The organism is Parazoarcus communis, from assembly GCF_003111645.1.
Taxonomy (GTDB): domain Bacteria; phylum Pseudomonadota; class Gammaproteobacteria; order Burkholderiales; family Rhodocyclaceae; genus Parazoarcus; species Parazoarcus communis_A.
This window is the reverse complement of the sequence record NZ_CP022187.1, coordinates 731,332-754,685: the sequence shown is the minus strand read 5'-3', so window position 1 is coordinate 754,685 and position 23,354 is coordinate 731,332. Positions and strand designations below refer to the sequence as shown.

Here is a 23,354-nt window from a genome sequence, read left to right as displayed (position 1 = left end):
GGGTGGAATCGCTCATCCCGCGTTTCCAGTCACACCGGGATACATGGCGCCAAACGCGCTGCCCTGCCGAACGTCATGCCTCGACGCACGACGGCGGCCCCCGACATCAGGACGCATCATGAATTTTCAGATCGCAATGTTCCTCGGGCAGGACGGGGTGACCAATGGCGCAATCTATGCGCTGCTGGCGCTATCCATCCTGCTGGTATTCACGGTGACCCGTGTGCTGTTCATACCGCAGGGCGAGTTCGTCGCCTTCGGCGCGCTGACCATGGCCGCAATCCAGGCCGGTCAGGCGACAGCAGTCGTCTGGCTGCTGGCCGGCATGGCGGTGGTCGAAGCGACGCTTGATATCCTGCACCGGTTTCGCAGCCAGGGGCGATTCAGTATCGACATACTCGGCTTTCTCAAGCTCGCCTACCCATTCGCGCTTGCGCTGGTGCTTTACCAGCTGCCACTGGCAACACTGCCGATGGCGATTCAGGCCGTGCTGACCTTCGCGCTCATCGTGCCGCTGGGCCCGCTGTTCTATCGCCTGTTCTATCAACCGGTCGCCAATGCGCCAGTGCTGGTGCTGCTGATCGTGTCGATCGCGGTCCATGTGGCGATGGTGGGTATCGGCCTGCTGATCTTCGGACCGAGCGGTGCCAAGACGCTCCCCTTCACCGATGCAAGCTTCCCGCTCGGCCCGATCACCCTCAACAGCCAGACGCTGTGGGTCATCGCCGCCTCGCTTGCCCTGATCATTGCGCTCTATCAGTTCTTTGAGCGCACGATCTACGGCAAGGCCCTGCGTGCCACTGCGATCAACCGCGCCGGCGCCCGCCTGATGGGGATCTCCCCGATCTTTGCCGGCAAGGCGAGCTTCTTCCTCGCAGCCTTCATCGGCACCCTGTCCGGCATCCTGATCGCACCGATCACCACCATCTACTACGACTCGGGCTTTCTCATCAGCCTCAAGGGCTTCATCGGCTCGATCATCGGTGGGCTGGTGAGCTACCCGGTGGCCGCCCTCGGCGCACTGCTGGTCGGGATGATTGAAGCGTTTTCAGCCTTCTGGGCCAGTACCTACAAGGAAGTCATCGTGTTCACCCTGATCATCCCCTTCCTGCTGTGGCGCTCACTGACCGTCCGTCATGTGGAGGAAGAAGAATGACCGCCCGTCTCCCAATCGAGCCGCAGACACCCGCGAACGCGAGTGCCACCTCCGTCCTGTCCCCGCGCGTGATGCTGGTCGCCTTCCTCGGCATCCTGCTCGTGGCGCCGCTGGTGCTGTCGCCGTTCTACGTCACGCTGCTCAACTACATCGGCCTGTACGCGATGGTCGCGCTCGGGCTGGTGCTGCTCACCGGCGTGGGCGGACTCACCAGCTTCGGCCAGGCGGCCTTCGTTGGCCTCGGGGCCTACACCACCGGGGTGCTCACCACCGCGACCGAACTGCCGGGCTGGCTGTCGTGGCTGGGCGGCTCGCCGTGGCTGGCGCTGGTGGTCGGGCTGGTATTTACCGCGACCGTGGCCATCGTGCTCGGCTCGCTCACGCTCAAGCTCTCCGGCCACTTCCTGCCGCTGGGCACGATCGCCTGGGGCATCTCGCTGTATTTCCTGTTCGGCACCATGGAGACGCTGGGCGGCCACACCGGTCTCACCGGCATCCCGCCGATCTCGATCTTCGGCTGGGAGCTCGATCAGGGCGAGGAGATCTTCTACCTGATCTGGGCCTTCCTGCTGTCGGCCGTGCTCACCACGCAGAACCTGCTCGACTCGCGCGAAGGCCGTGCGATCCGCGCCCTGAAGGGCGGCATGGTGATGGCCGAAGCGATGGGGGTGAACACCTCGCGCTCGCGAATGATCATCTTCGTCATCGCCGCGCTGCACGCCTGCGCCTCGGGCTGGCTGTATGCGCACATGCAGCGCTTCGTGAACCCGACCCCGTTCGGGCTGCACATCGGCATCGAGTACCTGTTCATGGCCGTGGTCGGCGGGGCGGGTCACGTGTGGGGTGCGCTGGTCGGGGCCGGTGTGATCACCATCCTCAAGCAGTGGCTGCAGGATCTGCTGCCGCGCATCTTCGGGGCCAGCGGCAACTTCGAGGTGATCGTGTTCGGCCTGATGATGGTGCTCGTGCTGCAGCGTGCCCGCGACGGCCTGTGGCCCATCCTCACCCGCTTCGTGCCGGTGAAGGCGAAGCAGAAGACCATCGACCCCAGTGCGGTCGCCCTGCCACGGCGCACCCTGCCCAAGGTGGGCGAGCGCATCCTCGAAGCCAAGGCGGTGACGCGAAAGTTTGGCGGGCTGGTGGCCAACAACAACATGAGCCTCGAGGTGCGCGCAGGCGAGATCCTCGCGCTCATCGGCCCCAACGGTGCGGGCAAGAGCACGATGTTCAACCAGATCTCGGGCGTCGATACCCCGACCTCGGGCGAGGTGCTGTTCATGGGCAAGCCGGTGGCCGGCCACAACTCGCGCGAGATCGCGCAGATGGGCATGAGCCGCACCTTTCAGCATGTGAAGCTGCTGCCAACCATGACCGTGCTCGAGAACGTCGCCATCGGCGCGCACCTGCGCGGCGACAAGGGCGTGATCAGCTCGGCCTGGCGCATGGACCGCGAGGAAGAGGCCCGCCTGCTGGCCGAAGCCGCGCGTCAGATCGAACGCGTGGGCCTCGCGGACCACATGTTCGACGAAGCCGGCAGCCTCGCGCTCGGTCAGCAGCGCATCATGGAGATCGCCCGCGCGCTGTGCTCCGACCCCTGCCTGCTGCTGCTCGACGAACCGGCAGCCGGCCTGCGCTTCAAGGAGAAGCAGGCGCTCGGCGAGCTGCTGAAGAAACTCAAGGCCGAAGGCATGGCCACGCTGCTGGTCGAACACGACATGGACTTCGTCATGGGCCTGGTCGACCGGGTGGTGGTGATGGAGTTTGGCGAGAAGATCGCCGAAGGCCTGCCCGAAGACGTGCAGAAAGACCCCGCAGTGCTTGAAGCCTATCTGGGTGGGGTGGAGTGATGGAAACCAACATGGCAAACACACCGAACGACGCGGCAAGCGCCGCGAACACCCCGAAGAACAAGGTGCTCGAGATCCAGGACCTGTGCGTGTCCTACGGCAAGGTCGAGGCGCTCTCCAACGCCAATCTGGTGGTGGGCGAAGGCCAGATCGTGACCGTGATCGGCCCCAACGGCGCGGGCAAGACCACGATGCTGTCGGCCATCATGGGCGTGCTCGGCTCCAGGGGTCAGGTGCAGTTCGACGGCAGCATCGAGTCGGTGCCCGAGGTCGAGCGCATGGTCGCGCGCGGCATGAACCTGGTGCCCGAGAAGCGCGAGCTCTTCGGCGAGATGACGGTGGAAGACAACCTCACGCTGGGCGCCTTCCAGCGCTACCGCATGGGGCACCGCGATCAGGCGAAGACGATGGAAGAGGTCTACACCCTGTTCCCGCGCCTGAAAGAAAGAAGAAGCCAGCTCGCCGGCACGCTGTCGGGCGGCGAGCGCCAGATGCTGGCGGTGGGCCGCGCGCTGATGGCCAAGCCCAAACTGCTGATGCTCGACGAGCCCAGCCTCGGGCTGGCGCCGCTGATCGTGCGCGAGATCTTTCGCATCATCGCCGAGCTGCGCAAGCGCGGGGTGTCGATCCTGCTGGTGGAGCAGAACGCACGCGCCGCGCTGCAGGTGGCCGACTACGCCTACGTGCTCGAGACCGGCGCGATCGCCATGGAAGGGCCGGCCGTGCAGCTGCGCGACGACCCCCGTGTGATCGAGGCCTACCTCGGACTCGGCGGCAAGCATCAGGCGATGCTGGCCACCTGAGGCCAGCGGAACTCAGCATATGCAAACCCAAACCTCAAAACGAATCTGCATCGCCGGGGCCGGCGCCATCGGTTGCACCATCGCCGCTCGCCTTGCGATGGCCGGGCACGCGGTCAGTGTGCTTGCACGCGGCGCCACGCTCGAAGCCATTCGCAACGACGGCATCACCCTGACCGATCTCGAAGGCAAGCACCGGGTCGAGGTGCAGGCGAGCGACAAGGCCGACTTCGGCGTTCAGGACATCATCTTTCTGTGCGCCAAGGCCCAGGACATCGCAACCCTGCTGCCGACGCTGCAGCCGTTGATCGGCGACCACACCATCGTCATCCCAACGGTTAACGGCGTCCCCTGGTGGTACTTCCATGGCGAAGGCGGACGCTTTGCAGGCGACGCCGTCCACGCGGTCGACCCGGACGCTCGTCTTGCGGCCTTGCTGCCCCTGAAGCACATCATCGGCTGCGTGGTGTTCGTCACCGCCGAGGTCGAAAGCCCCGGCCATGTGCTGGCACGAAACCCTCACCTGATCATGTTCGGCGAGCCCGACAACAGCATGAGCCCGCGCCTGCTGGACCTGTGCGACGCTGTTGCCGCCGGCGGCATCGAGGCACGGCCGCTGGAGCGCATCCGCGACAAGCTGTGGACCAAGATCATCGCCAACACCAGCACCAACCCGCTGTCGGTGATCACCGGCGCGACGCTGGAAGAGCTCTACCGCCCGGGTGAGTTGCAGGACACGGTGATCGCGATCAAACGCGAGGTGTTGCTGGTTGCCGCGAGCTACGGCGCGCGGGTCGAGATCGATCCGCTGACCTTTCTCGAGCTCGGCGCCTCGATGGGCGCGATCCGCACCTCGATGCTGCAGGACTACGACAAGGGCCGCCCGCTCGAACTCGCAGCGATTGGCGATTCGGTGCTGGAACTGGCCGCCCGCTTTAATCTGCCGATGCCGGTCACGCGCAAGATCATTGCCCTCGCCCGCTTCCGCGGCGAACAACGCTGCAACGCTAAGCATTGAGTTCCCGAATAGATCATTCAAGGACAGAACATGAGCACGCACACAGAAGTCGTCAAACCCGCACATTGCAGTGATGAGGAGTGGGCGCTGCGCGTCCAGCTCGCCGAGTGCTACCACCTGGTGGATTTCTTCGGCTGGACCGAAACCATCTTCAACCACATTTCGGCACGGCTGCCAGGGCCGGGCAATTACTACCTCGTCAATCCCTTCGGGCTGAACTACACCGAAGTGACGCCGGCCAACCTGCTCAAGGTCGACCTCGACGGCAACAAGGTGGAGCCCTCGCCCTACGATGCCAACCCGGCGGGTTTCGCCCTGCACAGCGCGATTCACGGCGCTCGCGACGACATTCACTGCGTGATTCACACCCACACCAATCCGGTGTCGGCAGTCGCGCAGAAGAAGGCCGGTTTCTCCCACGACAACTTCTACGGCGCCCAACTCTTCGGTCGTGTTGGCTACCACGCCTTCGAGGGCATCACGCTGTTCGCGGACGAGAAGACGCGGATGCTCGGCAGCCTCGGCGACAAGCACATTCTGGTGTTGCGCAACCACGGTGTCGCAGTCGGCGAGCAGGACATTGCCAAGACCTTCTTCCTGCTGTGGACCGTGCAGCGCGCGGCCGAAATCCAGTGCCATGCGGGCATGATCCCCGGTGAGGACACGCCGCTCGAAGATGCAATCGGGCAGAAGTGCGCCGACCTCACACAGATGCTGATTCGCGACAGCGGATTTGCGACGAAATTCTTCGATGCGATGGTCCGAAAGATGCATGCTGCACGGGGCGCGCTCTGGTGACAGCGCGCCCGGCGTCGCTGCACAACGGTGCAGCGACCGGGAGCAAGTCAAAATAAGTCCACTATTTACAATGCGTTAAAACACTTCCATTCCATTTCCTATAGTTCATCTATCAATTATTTAGCAAACTATTGTTTAGCGCTTGACTTGCCTCTCTGTTTGGCAAAAACTTGTCTCACAAAAACGAGCTCACCGCGCTCATTGGGGCCGCAGACCATCATCCTGTGGCCTTGAGTGCGGACCCCAGCCCAGAAAGCAGAGGACCCAACATGAGTAGAAGCGCTCATCTCGACCGGTTTGTCATCGACAACCTGCCGCCTGCCGATACCTGGCCGGAACTGGTATTCGAACGTCCCGAACTCGAGTTCGCCGAACAGCTCAATGCGAGCGTCGAACTCGTCGATTCCGCGATCACCGAAGGCCATGGCGATCGCCCTGCAATCCTCGGCAAGGGCATCCGCTGGACCTATCGCCAGCTCCAGCAACAGGTCAATCGCCTGGCCCACGTGCTGGTGGAAGACATGGGGCTCGTGCCTGGCAACCGGGTCCTGCTGCGCGGTGCCAACACACCCTGGCTCGCTGCCTGCTGGCTGGCGGTGTGGAAGGCTGGCGGTGTGGCAGTCGGCACCATGCCGCTGCTGCGTGCAAAGGAAATCGGCGAGATCCTGAAACTGGCGCAAGTCAGCCATGCCTTGTGCGATGCCAGTCTTGCCGAAGAGCTGCAGCTTGCCGGCGCGGCCTGCCCCGGCCTGCGGCATACCGTGCTGTTCGGCACCGGTGGCACGCTCGAATCGCTGATGGAAGCCAAGCTGGACCACTTCGCTGCCGTCGATACGGCAGCCGACGACCCGGCACTGATCGGCTTCACCTCAGGCACGACCGGCATCCCCAAAGGCACCATTCATTTTCATCGCGACGTGATGGCGATGTGCGAGGTCTTTCCCCGTCACTGCCTCAAGCCCGGCAGCGACGACGTCTTCATCGGCACCCCGCCCCTGGCCTTCACTTTCGGCCTCGGTGGCCTGCTGTGCTTCCCCTTGTGGGCGCGCGCCAGCACGGTGTTGCTCGAAAAGCTCGCGCCCGAGCCCCTGATGAAGGCGATCCAGGACTACAAGGCCACGATCTGCTTCACCTCGCCCACGGCCTACCGTCAGATGACCGGCCTGGTCGGCACCTACGATATTTCAAGCCTGAAGAAATGCGTGTCCGCCGGCGAGGCCTTGCCGACCGACACGCGCGACAAATGGCGCGAGGCAAGCGGCATCCAGATCCACGACGGCATCGGCGGCACCGAGATGATCCACATCTACATCGCCTCCGGACCCGAGGATTACCGCGCCGGTGCACTCGGCAAGCTGCTTCCCGGCTACCGCGGCATGATCGTCGACGACGAGATGAACCCCCTGCCGCCCGGGGAGGTCGGCAAGCTCGCGATCAAGGGTCCGACCGGCTGCCGCTATCTGGCAGACGAACGCCAGAAGGACTACGTGTGCAAGGGCTGGAACCTGCCGGGCGACGCCTTTCACATGGATGAGGACGGCTACTTCTACTATCACGCCAGGATCGACGACATCATCGTCACCTCGGGCTACAACGTCTCCAGCCCGGAAGTCGAGTGGGCGCTCATGGCGCACCCCGCCGTGGCTGAATGTGGCGTCATCGGCGTGCCCGACGCCGACCGTGGCCAGTTGATCAAGGCTTTCGTTGTACTCAAACCCGGGTTCAGCCCGGACGAGAGCATGAGCAGGACCCTGCAGGATTTCGTCAAGCAGACCGTCGCGCCCTACAAGTACCCGCGCGCGATCAGTTACGTCGATTCCCTGCCGCGCACCGAAACCGGCAAGCTGCAGCGCTTCCGGTTGAAGTCACAAAGCTGAGCGATCCGGCGGTCTCCGGGCGAACGCCGTCAATGACGGATCGCCGCCTGTGTGCCCGTCATGAGAAGATTCCGCCTGCAAGCCGTCATCCCTCTGGAGATAAATACAATGATGAAGAAGACCTGCGTTGCCCTCGCCTGCTCCACCTTGCTCGCCAGCGGCGCCGTCATGGCTGCCGACAGCATGAAGGTCGGCATGATGACCACCCTGTCCGGCCCCGGCGCCGGCCTCGGCATCGACATCCGCGACGGCTTCGAGCTTGCAGTCAAGCACCTCGGCGGCAAGCTCGGCGGCATCACCACCGAAGTGATCGTCGCCGACGATGCGCAGAACCCCGAGACTGCCAAACAGATCACCGAGCGCTTCATCAAGCGCGACCAGGTTGATATCGCCACCGGCGTGGTGTTCTCCAACATCATGCTCGCCGTCGGACCTGCCTTCTTCGCCGCCGAAACCTTCTACATCAGCGCCAACGCCGGGCCGAGTCAGTACGCCGGCGCCGAGTGCAACCCCTACTTCTTCAACGTGGCCTGGCAGAACGACAACCTGCACGAAGCCATGGGCAAGCATGTGCAGGACAAGGGCTTCAAGAAGGTGGCGATGGTCGCCCCCAACTACCCGGCGGGCAAGGATGCGCTGACCGGCTTCAAGCGCTTCTACAAGGGCGAGGTCGCCGACGAGGTCTATACCAAGCTCGGCCAGCTCGACTATGCCGCCGAGATTGCACAGATTCGCGCCTCGGGTGCGGACGCGCTCTACATCTTCCTGCCGGGCGGCATGGGGATCAACTTCATCAAGCAGTACTCGCAGTCGGGCATGCTGAAGAAGACCCCGCTGTTCGCGCCCGGCTTCTCCGGCGACGAGGACGTGGTGAAAGCGGTCGGCCCCGCAATGGAAGGCGTGTTCAACACCAGCCACTGGTATCGCGAGATGGACAATCCGGTCAATCAGCGTTTCGTTGCCGATTTCCAGAAGGACACCGGCCGCCTGCCCACGCTCTACGCATCGCAGGGCTACGACGCAGCGCTGCTGATCGATGCCGCGGTGAAGTCCGTCGGCGGCAAGATCGAGGACAAGGCCGCCTTCCGCAAGGCACTGGAAACGGTGAAGGCGTCTAGCACACGCGGCGAATACCATTTCGGCAACAACCACTATCCGGTGCAGAACTACTACCTGCGTGAAGTGGTGAAGAACGCCGACGGATCGGTCAGCAACAAGTACGTCGGCAAGGTCATGGACAAGCACACCGACGCCTACGCCAAAGAGTGCAAGATGTAATGCGGCTGCGGTGCGCCCCCGCGAGGGCGGCGCACCCTGTCTGCAGCGTCCGCGCGGCTTGTGGACCATCATCGTGGCGGCCATGTACGCGCAGGCGGAGGGCGGATCGTTCTCCATCATCGCCCTTGGCCTGCCTTACCGGCTTTCTCTCACCACAGCACTGAACAGACCCGCCAGCGCCCGCACGGGCCATGGTGTATCTGAGCGTGCCTCCTGACTTCCGGCAGGTCATCCATGCTCTACCTGATTCTCGAACAAGCGCTCAACGGCCTGCAGTACGGGCTGATGCTGTTCCTCCTGGCCGCCGGGCTGACGCTGGTGTTCGGCATCATGGACCTCATCAACCTGGCCCACGGTTCGCTTTACATGATCGGCGCCTTCCTCGCCGCAGCCTTCTACCAGGCGTTCCAGAGCTTCTTCCCGGCCCTGCTGCTGGCCATCATCGCCACTGCGCTGATCGGCGCCATTCTCGAACGGGTGCTTTACCGGCGTTTGCAGCGGATGAGTCACCTGTCGCAGGTGCTGGCCACGTTCGCGCTGATCCTGATCGCGAACGAAACGATCAAGATCATTTTTGGCGCTCAGCCCCTGATGATCGGCATGCCCGAGAGCCTGTCCGGCCCGCTCGAACTGGTGGCCGACGAGCTGTACTACCCGGCCTACCGCATGCTCATCATCGTCGTCGGCCTGATCGTCGCGCTCGGGCTCTACCTGCTGGTCAACCGCACCCGTATCGGCATGTGGATGCGTGCCGGGGCCTCCAATCCGGAGATGGCCGCAGTGATGGGCGTCCGGATCAAGCCCCTGTTCACCTTCGTCTTTGCGCTCGGCGCCGCACTGTGCGCACTTGCAGGCGCGCTGCTCGGCCCCTTGCTGGCGGTCTCGGTCGGCATGGGTGAATCGATCCTGATTCCGGCATTCGAGGTGATCGTGATCGGCGGCATCGGCTCCATGCGCGGCGCGCTTGTCGGCTCGCTGCTGGTCGGCATGATCGACACCCTCGGCCGGCTTCTGCTCACCTTCGGCCTCAAGCTCGTCGTCGACTCCGCCACGGCCGCCACGCTTGGGCCCACGCTGGCGTCGATGATGGTGAGCCTGCTGATGGTATGCGTCCTCTTCTTCCGGCCTCAGGGCCTGTTCCCTGCGCGAGGCTGACCGACATGAACCCGACATCCGCACACCTTCGCACACCCGAAACGCCGCTGCTGGCCGGACTGCCTGGCCCGTGGACGGCCATCGCCGTGGTCCTCGCCCTTGCCATCTACCCGCTGATCATGAGTTCGCTGGGCGAGCCCTTCTACATCAGTATCGGCAGCCGTGTGCTCATCCTGGCGCTGGCGGCCAGTGCGCTCAATCTCGCTCTCGGCTACGGCGGCATGATCAGCCTCGGTCACGCTGCCTTTCTGGGCGCAGGGGGCTATGGGGTGGCCATTCTCGCCAAGTACGGCGTGGTCGCCGCCTGGGTCGCGATTCCGGCTGCAGTCGGGCTGGCGGCATTCGCCGCGCTGGTGATCGGCGTCATCAGCCTGCGTACCCGCGGCGTGTACTTCATCATGATCACGCTGGCCTTCGCCCAGCTGTTCTATTACCTGGCGGTGTCCCTGCCCGAATTCGGCGGTGACGACGGACTGCCACTGAGTGCGCGCTCGGAGATTCCCGGCCTGTCACTCGAAAGCGATCTCGCCTTCTACTACTTCGTACTGTTTACCGCGGGTCTCGCCTTCGTTCTCCTCTACCGCCTCGTGGCCTCGCGTTTTGGCCGCGCCCTGGTGGCGATCCGCGAGAACGAGCGCCGCATGGCCGCCATCGGCTACCCGGTCTTCCGCCTCAAGCTGATGGCCTTCGTGCTGTCGGGCGGTCTGGCCGGCCTGGCCGGCGCACTACTGGCGAACCTCAGCATGGGGGTGACGCCGCACACACTGACCTGGCATCAGTCCGGCCTGTTGATGGTGATGGTGATCATTGGCGGGTCGGGCTATTTCTGGGGCGGGATCACCGGCGCGGCCATCTTCCTGCTGCTGGAAGAAACGATCTCGACTCACACCGAACACTGGAACCTGATCCTGGGCGCCCTGCTGCTGTTCATCGTGCTGGTTGCGCCAAACGGGGTCATGAGCCTGCGCGAACGCATCCTGGCAGCGCGACGAGCGCCCGCTGCCGTGCCCGGGAAATCCGCTGGCGAGGAGAATGCGCGATGAGCCACACGATTCTGCAAGTGCAGGAACTCGTCAAACGCTTCGGTGGCCTGGTGGCGACCGATCACTGCAATCTCGAGATCCGCACCGGCGAGATCCATGCGCTGATCGGGCCGAACGGCGCGGGCAAGACGACCCTGCTGGCACAGCTGTGCGGCGAGCTCGCCCCTGACAGTGGCCGCATCCTGTTCGAAGGGCGCGACATCACCCGTCTGCCGATCCACAAGCGGGTAAGCGCCGGCATCGTGCGCTCGTTCCAGATCACCACCCTGCTGCCCAGGCTCACGGTGCGCGAGAACCTGGCGCTCGCCGTGCAGGCGCGCACAGGACACTCGTTCGACTTTCTTGGCACGGTGGCGGACGAGTCCGACCTTGATGAAGGCGCCGAGGACGCCGCACGCCGCGTCGGACTGATTGACGTCATGGAGCAGATCGTCGGCACCCTGTCGCACGGCAAACAGCGCGCGCTCGAACTCGGCATGGCGCTCGCGTGCAAACCGCGTCTGCTGTTGCTCGACGAGCCGATGGCCGGCACCGACCCGGAAGAATCGAAACGCATGGGCGAACTGATCCACAGCCTGCGCGAGGACCATACCCTGATCCTCGTCGAGCACGACATGGATGCCGTCTTCCGCCTCGCCGACCGCGTGTCGGTGCTGGTCGCGGGCGCGGTCATCGCCAGCGGCACACCCGAGCAGATCCGCAACGATCCCCAGGTCATTTCCGCCTACCTGGGCGACGATGAGTCAGCCGAAACGGAGGCCGTGCAATGAGCAGCCTGCTATCGATCGAGAACCTCGAAACCGGCTACGGCGCCAGCCAGGTACTGTTCGGCATGAACCTCGAGGTACAGCCGGGCGAGGCGGCCACGCTGCTTGGGCGCAATGGCATGGGCAAGACCACGACCTTGCGCGCGGTGTTCGGCCAGTTGCCGGCGTGGTCGGGCGAGATCCGTTTCCTCGGTGAGCGCATCGACGGCCAGCCCACCGAGCGCATTGCGCAGATGGGGCTGGCACTGGTACCCGAGGGGCGGCAGATCTTCCCGAACCTTACGGTCAAGGAGAACCTGCTGGCCTTCGCCGCCAACCGCAGCGGCCGCGCCGATCCATGGACACTGGAGAGTATCCACGCCCTCTTCCCCCGGCTCGCCGAGCGGGCTCAGAACATGGGCAACCAGCTCTCCGGTGGCGAACAGCAGATGCTCGCAATCGGCCGCGCGCTGATGACGAATCCGCACCTGCTCATCCTTGACGAAGCCACCGAGGGAATATCACCGCTGATCCGGCGCGAGATCTGGCAAGTGCTGGGACGCCTGAAGCGCAGCGGACAGGCCATTCTGGTGATCGACAAATACCTCAACGAACTGATGCGGGTTGCCGATCACCATGCCTTCATCGAAAAGGGCCGCAGCCCCTGGAGCGGCGACAACGACGCACTCGCGGCCGAACCTGAACTCTGGGAGCGTTACCTTGGCGTCTGACCCCACCTCGCTGCCCGATCGGCTGCAGCCCCCACCCGGCACCGATTTCGCGCGCGAATACGACGTCAGTATTCGCGTGCCCGATTTTGCCGGCAGCCTCGCCGCCTGGGGTGTGCGCGGCAAGGAAGCGCGTGCAGCCCATCCCGCCGAACTCGACCTGCGCTACGGTCCGGCCGCAGCCGAGACCCTCGACCTCTTCCTGCCGGCGCACGGCGAGGGCCCGCACCCCTTGCTGGTGTTCATTCACGGCGGATTCTGGAAGCGTCTGCACAAGGACGATTTCTCGTGGATCGCACCGCCCTTCATTGAGCGCGGTATCGCCGTCGCGGTAGTGAACTACGGACTCGCACCGGCCACCACACTGGACGAAATCACCGCGCAAACCCGGCGCAGCATCGCCTGGCTGTATCGCAAGGCAGCGCACTACGGCATCGACGCCAGGCGCATCGTGGTATCGGGCCACTCCGCGGGCGGACATCTCACCTGCATGGCCATGGCAACCGACTGGCCCGCGCTCGCCCCCGACCTCCCGCAGCACCTCGTCGCAGCGGGCATTGCGCTCAGCCCGGTCGTCGATCTCGCGCCGCTGGCGTCGGTGCCGGTGCTCGACGCCGATCTCGACTTCAACCCCGAGCGTGTCGCCACGCTGAGCCCCATCCTGCTTCAGCCTGCGACGGATGCACCCCTGCTGGGCGCGGTTGGCGGCAAGGAGAGTGCCGAATTCCGGCGCCAGCTCGCCCTGCTTGAGAATGGCTGGGCAGCCGTGTGGAAAGGTGCGGTTGCGATGCCCGAAGATGACCATCTCACCCTGTGCGACGCCTTCGGCCGGCCCGACTCGGCGCTCTTCGAAGCGACAATCGAGCTGTTCGACGGACTGTCGGACTGAATCGCGGAAAGGCCTTCAGCCGCAAACAAACTTTTTCATCATAAATTTAGGCGTAAATGATTTAGCCGGTTTCAAGGAGTAAAATACGCCATCACCCGGCTGCCCCTGGCCGTTTGTTGCATTTCAAGCAGGTACCACCATGACGCTAGCCCAACACGACCTTTCCGCCGACCAGGATCCGGAAACCATCGACCATGAGACACGTGCGACCGACGATGATCATGAGGCACTGAGGGTGTGGTTGCGCCTGCTGACCTGCACCAACATCGTCGAGTCCCGCCTGCGCAATCAGTTGCGCACGGGCTTCGAGTCGACACTCCCCCGCTTCGACCTGATGGCCCAGCTGGACCGTAACCCGGATGGTCTGAAGATGCGCGAACTGTCTCGCCGGCTGATGGTGACCGGTGGCAACGTCACCGGCCTGACCGACAAGCTGGTCGAAGAAGGCCTCGTCGAGCGCCGCGACGACCCGCGCGATCGCCGCGCTTACTCCGTCCATCTGACCCCGGCCGGCAAGAAGGCTTTCCGCCAGATGGCGAAGTCACACGAAGGCTGGGTCGTCGAGCTGTTCAGCGGGCTCGACCACGCTGAAAAGACGCAACTCCTCGAATTGTTGAACCGCCTGAAGCGCCACCTCACATCGCTGGACAGCGGCACGCCCTGACCCCCGGTGTGGCGCGATGCAGGGCGGGCAGTGCGATTGCGCCAAGCTCACCCGGCCCGACCGTCCACCCGCGCGTAGAGCAGAAACGGCGTGTAGCGCCACAGGTAGAGCGCAAACGCCAGCGCCCAGGTCGTGGCAGCGAGGTGGATGCCACCGATCGCAGCCGCCGGAATGAAGGCCACGGTCAGCACCCGCGCGACAGCGGCCACTTGCACCAGGCCATAGGCAAACGCCTCCAGCCGTCCGGCGACCAGCATGCGCCCGGTGTGCCCAAGCGCCGTGCGGGTCATCATGCCGATGATCAGGCCGCCCGTGGCACCGATCGCCAGTGCATGAACCCCGGCTGACCGTGCCACCAGCCCCCACTGCGAAGCGGCAAGCAGCGCCAGACCGAGCGGAATCCACAGGTAGGAAGCGTGCAGGATCCACAGCAAGGGCGTATTGCGCGTTGCCCAGGGATTCCAGCCGCCCCAGCGCACCAGTTGCAGCAGCGCCGCGATCAGGGAGATGCCGCCCGCCCAGCCAGTCGCACCCGTTGCCCACAACATCAGCGCGAGCCCGGCAACCAGCGCCGCAACCAGATCAAAGCGCGCATTGCGCCACTGACGGATGCCACGCATCGAGTTGAAGGTGAACATCGGAATCACACGCCCGCCGATGACGATCTCAAGCACCACCACCAGCCCAAGCGCGATGTGAATCCCCATCAGCGGTTCGATGGCCACCGCGCCATTCACGGTAAGGTGAAACAGCAGATTGGCCGCACCGAGCAGCAGGGGCAGGACGCCGGGAAAATAATTGCGCCAGCTTCTGGCCTTGATCAGCACACGCAGCAGCAGCGCCGCTGCGACCGGCAGAAAAGCCACATCAACGACGGCCACCCACCAGCCGCTGCCGAAGGCCATTGCCAACCGGCCTGCAAGCCACAGCCCGGCGAGGCCGGCAAGCTGACCGCCTGCCGGGGTGTCGATGCCTGTCCAGTTGCGGCCGGCGGTGAACAGAAAGCCGACGATCACCGCTGCAGCGAACCCGAAGATCATCTCGTGTGCATGCCACCAGATACCGGGTATCGGCGTCGAGAGCACCCCCAGAAAAACGAGCACCCACAGCGGAATCGCGACCACGGCCAGCGTTGCCGCCAGCAGGTAGAAGGGGCGAAAGGCGAGTGCGAAAAGCGAGAAAGTGTCGGCGGGAATACGCCGGGTAGTCGGCTCTTCGAGGGGAATCAGGGCCATGATGATCTCTGCGGGAGTGGTGTCTTGATGCCCGATTACACCTCACCCCGGCGCGAACAAAAATGACCCCGGTCAATCGCCTGCCCGGCTCCCGCCCTGTTTTACGGTCTACTCCGCTTCGCTGCGGGTCCGCAGCAGGTGATTCACGAAAAAGCTCGAGACCACTTCATCGCGCTGATTGAGCGCCCGGTACGCCAGTCGCGCAATGCCCCGGTCCGGCTTGGAACGCGAGGGGCGCAACTCGACGACTTCGACCTCGGTGCGAATCGTGTCGCCGGGCCGCACCGGTGCCAGCCACCGCAGTTCGTCGATCCCGGGCGAACCCATGCTCGATTCGGCGAGGACCCCCTGCTGTATGAACATACGAAAGCACAGCGACACCACCTGAAAACCACTTGCGATCAATCCGCCATAGATGGAATCTGCAGCGACCCCGGCATCGAGGTGAAATGGCTGCGGGTCGTAGTGCAGGGCGAAACCGATGATCTCGGCCTCGGTAAGCGTGACGCCGCCACAGACAAAGCGGTCGCCCGGCGAGAGATCGTTGAGAAAACGCGATTCCATTCATCCACCCCCAGGACAGAAACAGTACGTGTCACAGCATCCGGATTGCAGTCCCCACATGCGGCTGCGCGGGCATCCGCTTCGGGCGGCGCCGGCCCACCCGCGCTTGCGATCATGGCCCGAGTCGCCTCGCCATGTACACTGCATCGCCGGGATAGCTGTCCAGCTTTGCCGACTCCTCTGCATCCGGCATGGCAACGCAAAACCCCTGACGCAACCAGAATGCCCTCGACGCCTGCACCGAAACCAGCGTGGATGACTTCAGTCTCGCATCCTGGGCAAAGCCGAGCGCCTTGCGCACCAGCGAGGGACCGACGCGGCGCCCGGCGGCCCGCGGCGAGACGGCCAGATCGTGCAGATAAAGGCAGTCCGCCACGGGCGCTACGCGGAACAAGCCCCCCAGCGAAGTCATCCGACCCTCCATCGAAGGGTAGCCCACCAGATATGCACAGACACCGTAGCCATCCTCGGCCACCCAGGCGGTCTCGGGTGCCGCTTCGAGACGCGCTGCAATCACCTCGACACCCTCGATGAAGCCGTCTCCGTAGGCTTCGGTCTGCACGGCCATGACTGCGGAGAGATCGCCCGAAACCATGTTCCGATAACGAATACCGTTCATCGGCCGCATCCGCCGGCGCCTCGCGTCACGCCCCTTGTCCCCGCATGCGATGTACAGCCGAAGCCACATTTCGCGCCCTGCAGATCACTCATCGATGAATTCTCCCCCTGCCCTTCCCGCTTCACCGGCTTCATTCCGGGCGGATGCTGGCGTATCCTCGAACATGCGAGCCTGTTCCAGGCCACATGCGCAAGGGATACGACAACAATGGGCAGACTGCTATTGATCATGGCGCTATGGTGTAGCGCTCTTCTGGGCAACGCAAGCCACGCGCAGGATCAGACGCTCTACGGCGGATGTGTGGATGCGAAGGGCCGCATGGTCGTCGCAGTCCCCGATCCGACCCTGCCGTCAGCCGTCAGCACGCGGATCGAGGGCGGACGACCGGTCATCCGCTACAACCATGCGGCCATTCCGCGCCTGGATGAACGCGGCCAGCTGTTTCTGTTCGCCCACGAATGCTCCCGCCTCAACCTCGGCCTGCCCGCCAGCGCGCAACGCACGCCCGCTGGCGCACGCAGGGCCGACTGCTGGGCTGCAAGCACGCTGCTGCGCTCGGGGCTGATCCAGCCTGAAGACCTCGGTCCGCTGCAGGACGCGCTCGATTTCAGCGCCGACGAGTGGTCCCGACTGCCGGGCCCGATCCGCCGCATCGACCTGCGCTCCTGCCCGCGCCACCTGTCGCCCTCCCTGCATGTGCCCGGCCCGGGCCAGGACGACTGGAATACCTGTACCCGTCGCTGTGCAGACGCCTCGCTGTCCTGTCAGGGTGGTGTCGCCGGTCGCAGCGATGCGGCTTGTGATGCGGCGTACTCGCGCTGTATCGCACAGTGCAATTCGAGCTTCCCGAGATAGGCACTTCCTCGACACGGCCTGACACCGTAATCTCAACTGGAGCAAGGCAATGAACGCCGTACCACCGAGCCCCTCGGGGCAAGTACCCCTGCTACCTGCAGTCGAAATCGAAACCGGCCCGAACCCGGTCACTACGGTCATCTGGCTCCACGGACTCGGTGCCGATGGACATGACTTCGAACCCGTCGTCGGCGCGCTCGACCTCCACGACCTGCCCGCCATCCGTTTCGTGTTTCCGCACGCGCCACCGCGACCGGTGACGATCAATGGCGGGTACGTGATGCGAGCCTGGTATGACATCGTGTCGGCGGACTTTTCTCAGCGCCGCGAAGACCCCAGGGGCGTGCACGAATCGGCGGCCCAGATCGAAGCGCTCATTGCGCGCGAGAACGCCCGTGGTGTCCCGGACAGCAACATTGTGCTCGCCGGATTTTCGCAAGGCGGCGCCATTGCGCTGCATGTCGGTCTGCGCCGCAAGTCACCGCTCGCCGGCATCATGGCCTTGTCCACCTACGTCCCCTTGGCCGATACGCTGGCCGACGAACTTGAGGAGGCCAGCCGGAGCACACCGGTGTTCATGGCCCATGGCCGCGACGACAACGTGATCCCCTGCGATTTCGGGCGCAAGTCCTGCGACCTGCTGCGCAGCCACCGTCTCGCAGTCGCGTGGCACGACTACCCTGCCGATCACACCGTAACCATGGACGAGTTGCAGGACATTCAGGCGTGGCTGCACACGCTTCCATTCGCTGGCATGGCTGCGCGCTGACGGTTTTCCCTGGGCTGTTCCAGGCTTGCGGAACAGCCACGGACGGATGCATGGGCGGTTTCCTTGCGAACCCGCTCAGCCATCCGTCCCCCCTTCCCGCTCATGTATGTCTCGCGATTGGCGCATTGACGACCACAGCCAGAACGTGCGGCGGAGGTTTTTTTCGGCATCGCCCGTAAGGTTTCGCCCCCGACTGTCGACCAATCAGTGCCCGGCCGATTTCAGCCAGGAAGCGCTGAGTTCCGGGGCCATTCAAATCCAATCGATACCGAGGAGACACCTATGTCCAACATGATCAACGGCGCCCGCATGGCAGCCATGGCCGCAGCCTTTGCCGCATCCTCCGTCGCATTTGCCGCCGACGCACCGGCAGGCTCAAGCGGTGCAGCGATTGCAGCGAACGACACTGTGCATTGCTACGGCATCAACGCATGCAAGGGCCAGGCAGACTGCAAGACAGCCCAGCACGATTGCAAGGGCATGAATTCGTGCAAGGGGCACGGGTTCAAGGGCATGAAGGCCGCAGAGTGCCTGGACGCCAAGGGCACGATTGGCGACATCAAGTAATGCCCGCCCGGGTGCCAGGGGGATGACACGCCCCCTGACACCCGACGCCATGCACGAACCCACAGGTGATCAGAAAATGAACACGCAGTCGCTGCCTGCCCTTGAGACAGACCGGCGCGTCCCCACGCTGGGTTTTGGGCTGGGCTTGCGCCCGGTGCATTACGCCGAATTCCTCAGCGCACCGCAGGCCGTCGACTGGCTGGAGATCATCTCCGAGAACTACATGGTGCAAGGCGGAAAGCCGCTTGCCATGCTCGACGCGATCCGTCGTGACTATCCGCTGGTGATGCATGGCGTATCGATGTCGATTGGCTCGACAGAGCCCTTGAACCGGCAATATCTGAGCGACCTGAAGGCGCTTGCCAGACGCATCGAGCCGGCATGGATTTCGGATCATCTGTGCTGGACAGGCGCGCACGGTGTGAACCTGCACGACCTCTACCCGCTCCCCTACACCGAAGAGGCGATCCGGCACGTCGTCACGCGTATCCGCCAGGTACAGGACATGCTCGAACGCAGAATGGTGATCGAGAACGTCTCCAGCTATCTCAGCTATGCAGACTCATCGATGAGCGAATGGGCGTTTCTCACCGCCATCGCCAACGAGGCAGACTGCCACCTCCTGCTCGACGTGAACAACATCTACGTCAGCAGCGTGAATCACGGTTTCGACCCCATGCAGTTCATCAACGGGGTGCCCGCCCACCGGGTGCAGCAGATCCATCTTGCCGGACATTCGAACGTCGACGGGTTCATCATCGACACCCATGACGCGGCGATCATCGATCCCGTTTTCGATCTCTATGCAGCCGCATGGCGACGATTCGGTGCGGTCAGCAGCATGATCGAACGCGACGACGACATTCCGCCGCTGCCAGACTTGCTGACGGAACTTTCGCACGTGCGCCGCATTGCGGCCTCATGCGCCCGCAGGCCGGACGCAAGCACGCCGGAGCCCGCACCATGTCCGACATGAGCCTTGCGGAAACCCAGGCCAGGCTGAAGGCCTACATTCTCGACACCAGCAAGGACACGGCGCCCGTGCTGCCCCTGCTCGATGGCAGTTTCGGCCTCGCGCGGGATGCAAGGCTGGCGGTCTATCATCGCGCCTATCGCGCACGGCTGCGCGATGCACTCGGAACGGTGTTCGAACGCACCTGGATGTATCTCGGCGACGACGAGTTCGGACGGGAGGCGGAGCGCTACATCGAGCGGACACCGTCGCTCAGCCCGAACCTGCGCGACTATGGTCACCGCTTTCCGGATGACCTGGCGGGCTCGATGCCGGCCGATCCGGAAGTGAGCGAACTGGCGCGAATGGACTGGCTGCTCCATGACGCTTTCGATGCGCCCGACCGCCCGCGCCTGCAGCCCGACGCGCTGACGCCGCTGACGCAACTCTCTGACACTGACTGGGAGCACGCGAAATTCATTTTCACGCCCGGCACCGCGCTTGCCACATTTGCGTGGAACACGATCGAGGTGTGGCATGCCCTCGACCAGCAGCGCACACCGCCGCCCGCCCGCGCCCTGCCACACGCATTGCCCTGTCTGTTCTGGCGCCATGACAAACAAAGCAGCTTCCGCTCGCTGTCTGCAGCCGAGCACTTCATGCTCGACATGCTGCTCGCGGGCAATGGCTATGCGATGAGTTGCAGCATGCTCGCCGAACGCCATCCGGATGCGGCCGGCTTCATTGGCCCCTGGTTGCAACGCTGGCTGAGCGAGGGACTGATCAGCGCTGTTGCCACAGGCGAAGCGGTGACAATGCCTCGGCGGATGACTGAGCGGTGACGAAATGAACAGCCGTGGCAGCGCACCGCTTCCCGAACCCCACACGCTGGTCACACATGCTCACGGCGCGATGCAATGGCTGAAACGCCATGCCCGCCTGCTGGCCGTGCTGAGCTTCACCGCCACGATCCTGCTCGTTGTGCACATCACCGGCATTCGCGAACACTTCGGGCTGGATGTCATCCGCGCGCAATTCGAGAGCCATCTGATAAGCGGCACGGCAACATTCGTGCTGCTGTTTGCGCTCGGCAACCTGATTCAGATTCCGGGCTGGATCTTTCTCGCTGCCGCGGTGCTGTCGCTTGGTCAGGTCTGGGGCGCCGCCGTTACCTATGTCGCAGCCGTCCTCTCCTGCACCCTCGTTTTCGTGCTCATCCGGTGCTTGGGCGGCAGCGCCCTGCGCAAGATCGACAACCGTCTCGCACGCAGCCTGCTGACGCGTCTCGATAAACAACCCATCCGCAGCCAGTTCCTGCTGCGCACCCTGTTCCAGACTGCACCTGCGCTGAACTACGCGCTGGCGCTGTCGGGCGTGGGACTGGGTCATTACGTGCTGGGACTGCTGGCGGGCTTGCCACTGCCAATCGTGCTCTACAGCGTCTTCTTCGACTACCTGGCAATGGCCCTCGACCTGATCTGAACCCGCGAGGCTGACCCTGCATCAGACCCTGAAGCGCGCGATCAGGTTACGCAGCTCGGCCGACATCCGCTCCAGGCGCTCGGCCTCGCTCGCGGCACTGGCCACCGCAGCGTCGTTCTGCCCGGCCATGTCGGCAATCCGCGCGACGTAGCCGCTGATGCTGCGCACCGAATCGGCCTGGGTACGCATCGCAGCCGTAATCAGGTCCACGCCCTCCGATGTCTTCGCCACCGACTCGCTCGCCGACGATAGCTGGCTCGAAACGGCTTGCAGGAATCCCTCGCTGGCAGCCAGAGACTCCTGCCCGCGCTGGATGGCACCGCTGACATCGTTGGACCGGCTGTTGATCGCCTGAGTCAGACGGTCGATCTCGCTCGCGGAGCTGGCCGACTTCTCCGCCAGCTTGCGTACCTCGTCGGCCACCACCGCAAATCCCCGGCCCTGCTCTCCGGCACGTGCGGCCTCGATTGCAGCGTTGAGCGCGAGCAGATTGGTCTGTTCGGCGATATCGCGAACCTGCCCCGTCATGCCGCGAATTTCGAGCGTGGTGCGCACGAACTCCGACACCGATGACGTAATCTGCTCCACCGCCGTGCGCACGATGCCGATCTCACCCTGCATCCGGGTGAGCCCCTTGTAACCCTCGTCGGTCTTGGTGCGTCCGTCGCGCGCAATCTGATCCACCTCGCCGGCGTTGCTCGCCACCTCGCCGATGCTGTCCGACATCGCGTTGGCCGAGCTCGCCGTTTCCTGGGTCAGGCGACTTTGCTCGGCCGATCCGCCGGCAACCTGACGCGTCGCCTCATTCATTGCGCCGGCCGTCCTGCTCAGGTTGTCGGCGCTCGATTTCAGCGTATTGATCACTTCGCCGAAGGACCCTGCCATGCGGTTGAAGCTGTCGGCGATATCCGCAAACTCATCCCGGCTGCCGACGTCGATCCGATAGGCAAGCTCGCCGTCAGCAAGGCGCCGTCCGCCTTCAAGCAGGTGCGCGGTCCCCTGTTGCAGGCTGAGATAGGAGCCCATCGACAGATATCCGGCAAGCGCGAGCCCGAGTGCAACAAGACCCAGATTGACCGAGCGTTGATCCGAGAGCGCGCCGGCCCGCTCCGCGAGGCGCTCCGTGAGCGCAGCGATAACGGTTTTCTCGAGATCCGCCGCAGCCTGACGGGGCGCATCGGTCTTGCTCAGTGCCTCTGCCACCGGGATGTTGATGTCGGCAACGTTGACGAGGCTCCCGTCGATCACACGTCGCATGCGGTCGAGCCCCGCCTGGATGTCGTCCAGGCCCTTGTCCAGCGCCGGCTTGAACGCGGGCGCCGCCTTGCCGATCTTCTCGGTGTTCTCGCGAATGCGGGCGAGCTGTGCAATGGCATCGGCGGTCAGGCGTTCCAGGCGCCCGATATCAGCAGCATCGATCATCTGAATGCTGGCAATGCTCGAGGCCTTGAGGCGGATCTGTCCAAGCGCGTCGAAGAGTTGCGGCAGACGGTTGACGAGGGTGTCGTAGAGGTAATTCGTATCGACCTCAGGGTCGAGCGGCAAGCCCGCATGATCAGCAATCAGGCGCGCCTGGGCGGCAAGTCGGTCACCGAAACGCTGGTGCAGTTCGCGGATCTCCGGCGTGGACGAAGCACCGATCACCGACTTGAAGACGTCCCACTCCTTTTCGAGCGCCAGCCACGCTTGCTCAAGATCCGGCCCTGCACCTTCGAGTCCGGTCTTGCGCGCAGCGGAAAGCGCGACGCCGATGCGCTCGCGCAAGGCAGCAGCATCCTTCTCCGAGGCAGACTCGCCGAGAGAGAACAGTGATGAGGCCAGCAGGTGCTGATCCAGCAGCTGGCTGGTCTCGCGCAGGGCAACGACGTGCTCCACGCCCGTTTGCTCCGCCACCGTCGTCCGCAGCCTTTCGCCAACTGACTGCAGGAACTGGAACATCAAGCCGGCAACGAGAATGCCCCCGGCAGCGCCGATGAGAATGAAGCGCGTCGCAAAGCGCAAACTGTTCATCATGCGCACGGCCGGCGCAAAGAGGAACTGCATAATCTGGTCTCCTGAGTGCTCTGTTATTTTTCGCGTAGTCTGCTAACGACCACGTGGGACGTAACTTTAACGTTAAAGCACTCAGCCGCGCGCCTGTGGAGATCCGCAGCGGGAGAACATCAGAAAAATGGCATCCCGTGCACTCACGACAGCTGCAACGACCCCGTCGAACACCGTCCGCGCATCGCAGCGCGAAGCGTTCGCACTCGCAGCCGCAGGCTGATCAGCCGTCAAATGCCGCAACCGGACCACGACATGCACAAACCGAG

General features: G+C 64.0%; 23 protein-coding genes. 19 read left to right on the top strand and 4 right to left on the bottom strand.

From position 1 onward, the window contains the following. The first annotated feature begins 118 nt into the window (after positions 1 to 118). The 13 genes from CEW83_RS03520 (at position 119) to CEW83_RS03460 (ending at position 13,999) form a co-directional block, all read left to right on the top strand. Positions 119 to 1,156: a branched-chain amino acid ABC transporter permease gene (locus tag CEW83_RS03520; protein ID WP_108948108.1), complete on the top strand. Its 1,038-nt coding sequence runs from the start codon at positions 119 to 121 to the stop codon at positions 1,154 to 1,156. A 71-nt stretch (positions 1,157 to 1,227) separates the two neighbouring features. After that, positions 1,228 to 3,003 carry an ABC transporter permease subunit gene (locus CEW83_RS03515; RefSeq protein WP_420094097.1) on the top strand — a complete coding sequence of 592 codons (1,776 nt, stop codon included), beginning with the start codon at positions 1,228 to 1,230 and terminating at the stop codon, positions 3,001 to 3,003. Between the two features lie 11 nt (positions 3,004 to 3,014). Then, positions 3,015 to 3,806, top strand: coding sequence for an ABC transporter ATP-binding protein (locus CEW83_RS03510; RefSeq protein ID WP_108951174.1), 792 nt, complete (start codon positions 3,015 to 3,017; stop codon positions 3,804 to 3,806). A gap of 19 nt (positions 3,807 to 3,825) precedes the next feature. Then, positions 3,826 to 4,821, top strand: a complete 996-nt coding sequence (locus tag CEW83_RS03505; RefSeq protein WP_108948106.1) for a ketopantoate reductase family protein — start codon at positions 3,826 to 3,828, stop codon at positions 4,819 to 4,821. A gap of 30 nt (positions 4,822 to 4,851) precedes the next feature. Next, on the top strand, positions 4,852 to 5,619 hold the full coding sequence (locus tag CEW83_RS03500) for a class II aldolase/adducin family protein (protein WP_108948105.1): 768 nt from the start codon (positions 4,852 to 4,854) through the stop codon (positions 5,617 to 5,619). A 269-nt stretch (positions 5,620 to 5,888) separates the two neighbouring features. Continuing rightward, positions 5,889 to 7,496, top strand: coding sequence for an AMP-binding protein (locus tag CEW83_RS03495; protein WP_108948104.1), 1,608 nt, complete (start codon positions 5,889 to 5,891; stop codon positions 7,494 to 7,496). Positions 7,497 to 7,604: 108 nt separating this feature from the next. Beyond that, the gene (locus CEW83_RS03490; protein ID WP_234418973.1) at positions 7,605 to 8,774 is read left to right on the top strand and encodes an ABC transporter substrate-binding protein; all 1,170 of its coding nucleotides are present in this window, start codon (positions 7,605 to 7,607) and stop codon (positions 8,772 to 8,774) included. 234 nt (positions 8,775 to 9,008) lie between these two features. After that, positions 9,009 to 9,929, top strand: coding sequence for a branched-chain amino acid ABC transporter permease (locus CEW83_RS03485; RefSeq protein ID WP_108948103.1), 921 nt, complete (start codon positions 9,009 to 9,011; stop codon positions 9,927 to 9,929). Between the two features lie 5 nt (positions 9,930 to 9,934). Then, entirely contained in the window at positions 9,935 to 10,972 is a 1,038-nt protein-coding gene (locus CEW83_RS03480) for a branched-chain amino acid ABC transporter permease (protein ID WP_108948102.1), read from the top strand. After that, positions 10,969 to 11,742: an ABC transporter ATP-binding protein gene (locus CEW83_RS03475; protein ID WP_108948101.1), complete on the top strand. Its 774-nt coding sequence runs from the start codon at positions 10,969 to 10,971 to the stop codon at positions 11,740 to 11,742. The genes CEW83_RS03480 and CEW83_RS03475 overlap by 4 nt, the downstream gene beginning before the upstream one ends. Further along, positions 11,739 to 12,449, top strand: a complete 711-nt coding sequence (locus CEW83_RS03470; protein ID WP_108948100.1) for an ABC transporter ATP-binding protein — start codon at positions 11,739 to 11,741, stop codon at positions 12,447 to 12,449. Before CEW83_RS03475 ends, CEW83_RS03470 begins: the two co-directional genes overlap by 4 nt. Next, entirely contained in the window at positions 12,439 to 13,335 is an 897-nt protein-coding gene (locus tag CEW83_RS03465; protein ID WP_159099378.1) for an alpha/beta hydrolase, read from the top strand. The genes CEW83_RS03470 and CEW83_RS03465 overlap by 11 nt, the downstream gene beginning before the upstream one ends. Before the next feature lie 139 nt (positions 13,336 to 13,474). Continuing rightward, positions 13,475 to 13,999 carry a MarR family winged helix-turn-helix transcriptional regulator gene (locus tag CEW83_RS03460; protein WP_108948098.1) on the top strand — a complete coding sequence of 175 codons (525 nt, stop codon included), beginning with the start codon at positions 13,475 to 13,477 and terminating at the stop codon, positions 13,997 to 13,999. 47 nt (positions 14,000 to 14,046) lie between these two features. On the opposite strand, the gene CEW83_RS03455 is transcribed toward CEW83_RS03460, so the two are convergent. The 3 genes from CEW83_RS03455 to CEW83_RS03445 form a co-directional block, all read right to left on the bottom strand. After that, a complete protein-coding gene (locus CEW83_RS03455; protein WP_108948097.1) occupies positions 14,047 to 15,234 on the bottom strand; it encodes an NnrS family protein in 1,188 nt (395 codons plus the stop codon). A gap of 108 nt (positions 15,235 to 15,342) precedes the next feature. Next, the gene (locus tag CEW83_RS03450; RefSeq protein WP_108948096.1) at positions 15,343 to 15,798 is read right to left on the bottom strand and encodes a MaoC family dehydratase; all 456 of its coding nucleotides are present in this window, start codon (positions 15,796 to 15,798) and stop codon (positions 15,343 to 15,345) included. A gap of 112 nt (positions 15,799 to 15,910) precedes the next feature. Then, positions 15,911 to 16,417 (bottom strand): GNAT family N-acetyltransferase, encoded by a 507-nt coding sequence (locus CEW83_RS03445; protein ID WP_199915197.1) that lies wholly within the window; start codon positions 16,415 to 16,417, stop codon positions 15,911 to 15,913. A 207-nt stretch (positions 16,418 to 16,624) separates the two neighbouring features. On the opposite strand from CEW83_RS03445, the gene CEW83_RS03440 reads away from it, so the two are divergent. From CEW83_RS03440 to CEW83_RS03415, 6 genes are all read left to right on the top strand, one after another. Continuing rightward, positions 16,625 to 17,272 carry a hypothetical protein gene (locus CEW83_RS03440; protein WP_159099377.1) on the top strand — a complete coding sequence of 216 codons (648 nt, stop codon included), beginning with the start codon at positions 16,625 to 16,627 and terminating at the stop codon, positions 17,270 to 17,272. Positions 17,273 to 17,321: 49 nt separating this feature from the next. Continuing rightward, entirely contained in the window at positions 17,322 to 18,041 is a 720-nt protein-coding gene (locus CEW83_RS03435) for an alpha/beta hydrolase (RefSeq protein WP_108948094.1), read from the top strand. 282 nt (positions 18,042 to 18,323) lie between these two features. Further along, a complete protein-coding gene (locus CEW83_RS03430) occupies positions 18,324 to 18,608 on the top strand; it encodes a hypothetical protein (protein ID WP_108948093.1) in 285 nt (94 codons plus the stop codon). A 76-nt stretch (positions 18,609 to 18,684) separates the two neighbouring features. Further along, positions 18,685 to 19,584: a DUF692 domain-containing protein gene (locus CEW83_RS03425; protein ID WP_108951171.1), complete on the top strand. Its 900-nt coding sequence runs from the start codon at positions 18,685 to 18,687 to the stop codon at positions 19,582 to 19,584. After that, a complete protein-coding gene (locus CEW83_RS03420; RefSeq protein ID WP_159099376.1) occupies positions 19,572 to 20,402 on the top strand; it encodes a DNA-binding domain-containing protein in 831 nt (276 codons plus the stop codon). Before CEW83_RS03425 ends, CEW83_RS03420 begins: the two co-directional genes overlap by 13 nt. Positions 20,403 to 20,406: 4 nt before the next feature. Then, entirely contained in the window at positions 20,407 to 21,042 is a 636-nt protein-coding gene (locus CEW83_RS03415; protein ID WP_234418972.1) for a VTT domain-containing protein, read from the top strand. Positions 21,043 to 21,063: 21 nt separating this feature from the next. On the opposite strand, the gene CEW83_RS03410 is transcribed toward CEW83_RS03415, so the two are convergent. After that, positions 21,064 to 23,085, bottom strand: a complete 2,022-nt coding sequence (locus CEW83_RS03410; protein ID WP_108948091.1) for a methyl-accepting chemotaxis protein — start codon at positions 23,083 to 23,085, stop codon at positions 21,064 to 21,066. Between the last annotated feature and the right edge of the window lie 269 nt (positions 23,086 to 23,354).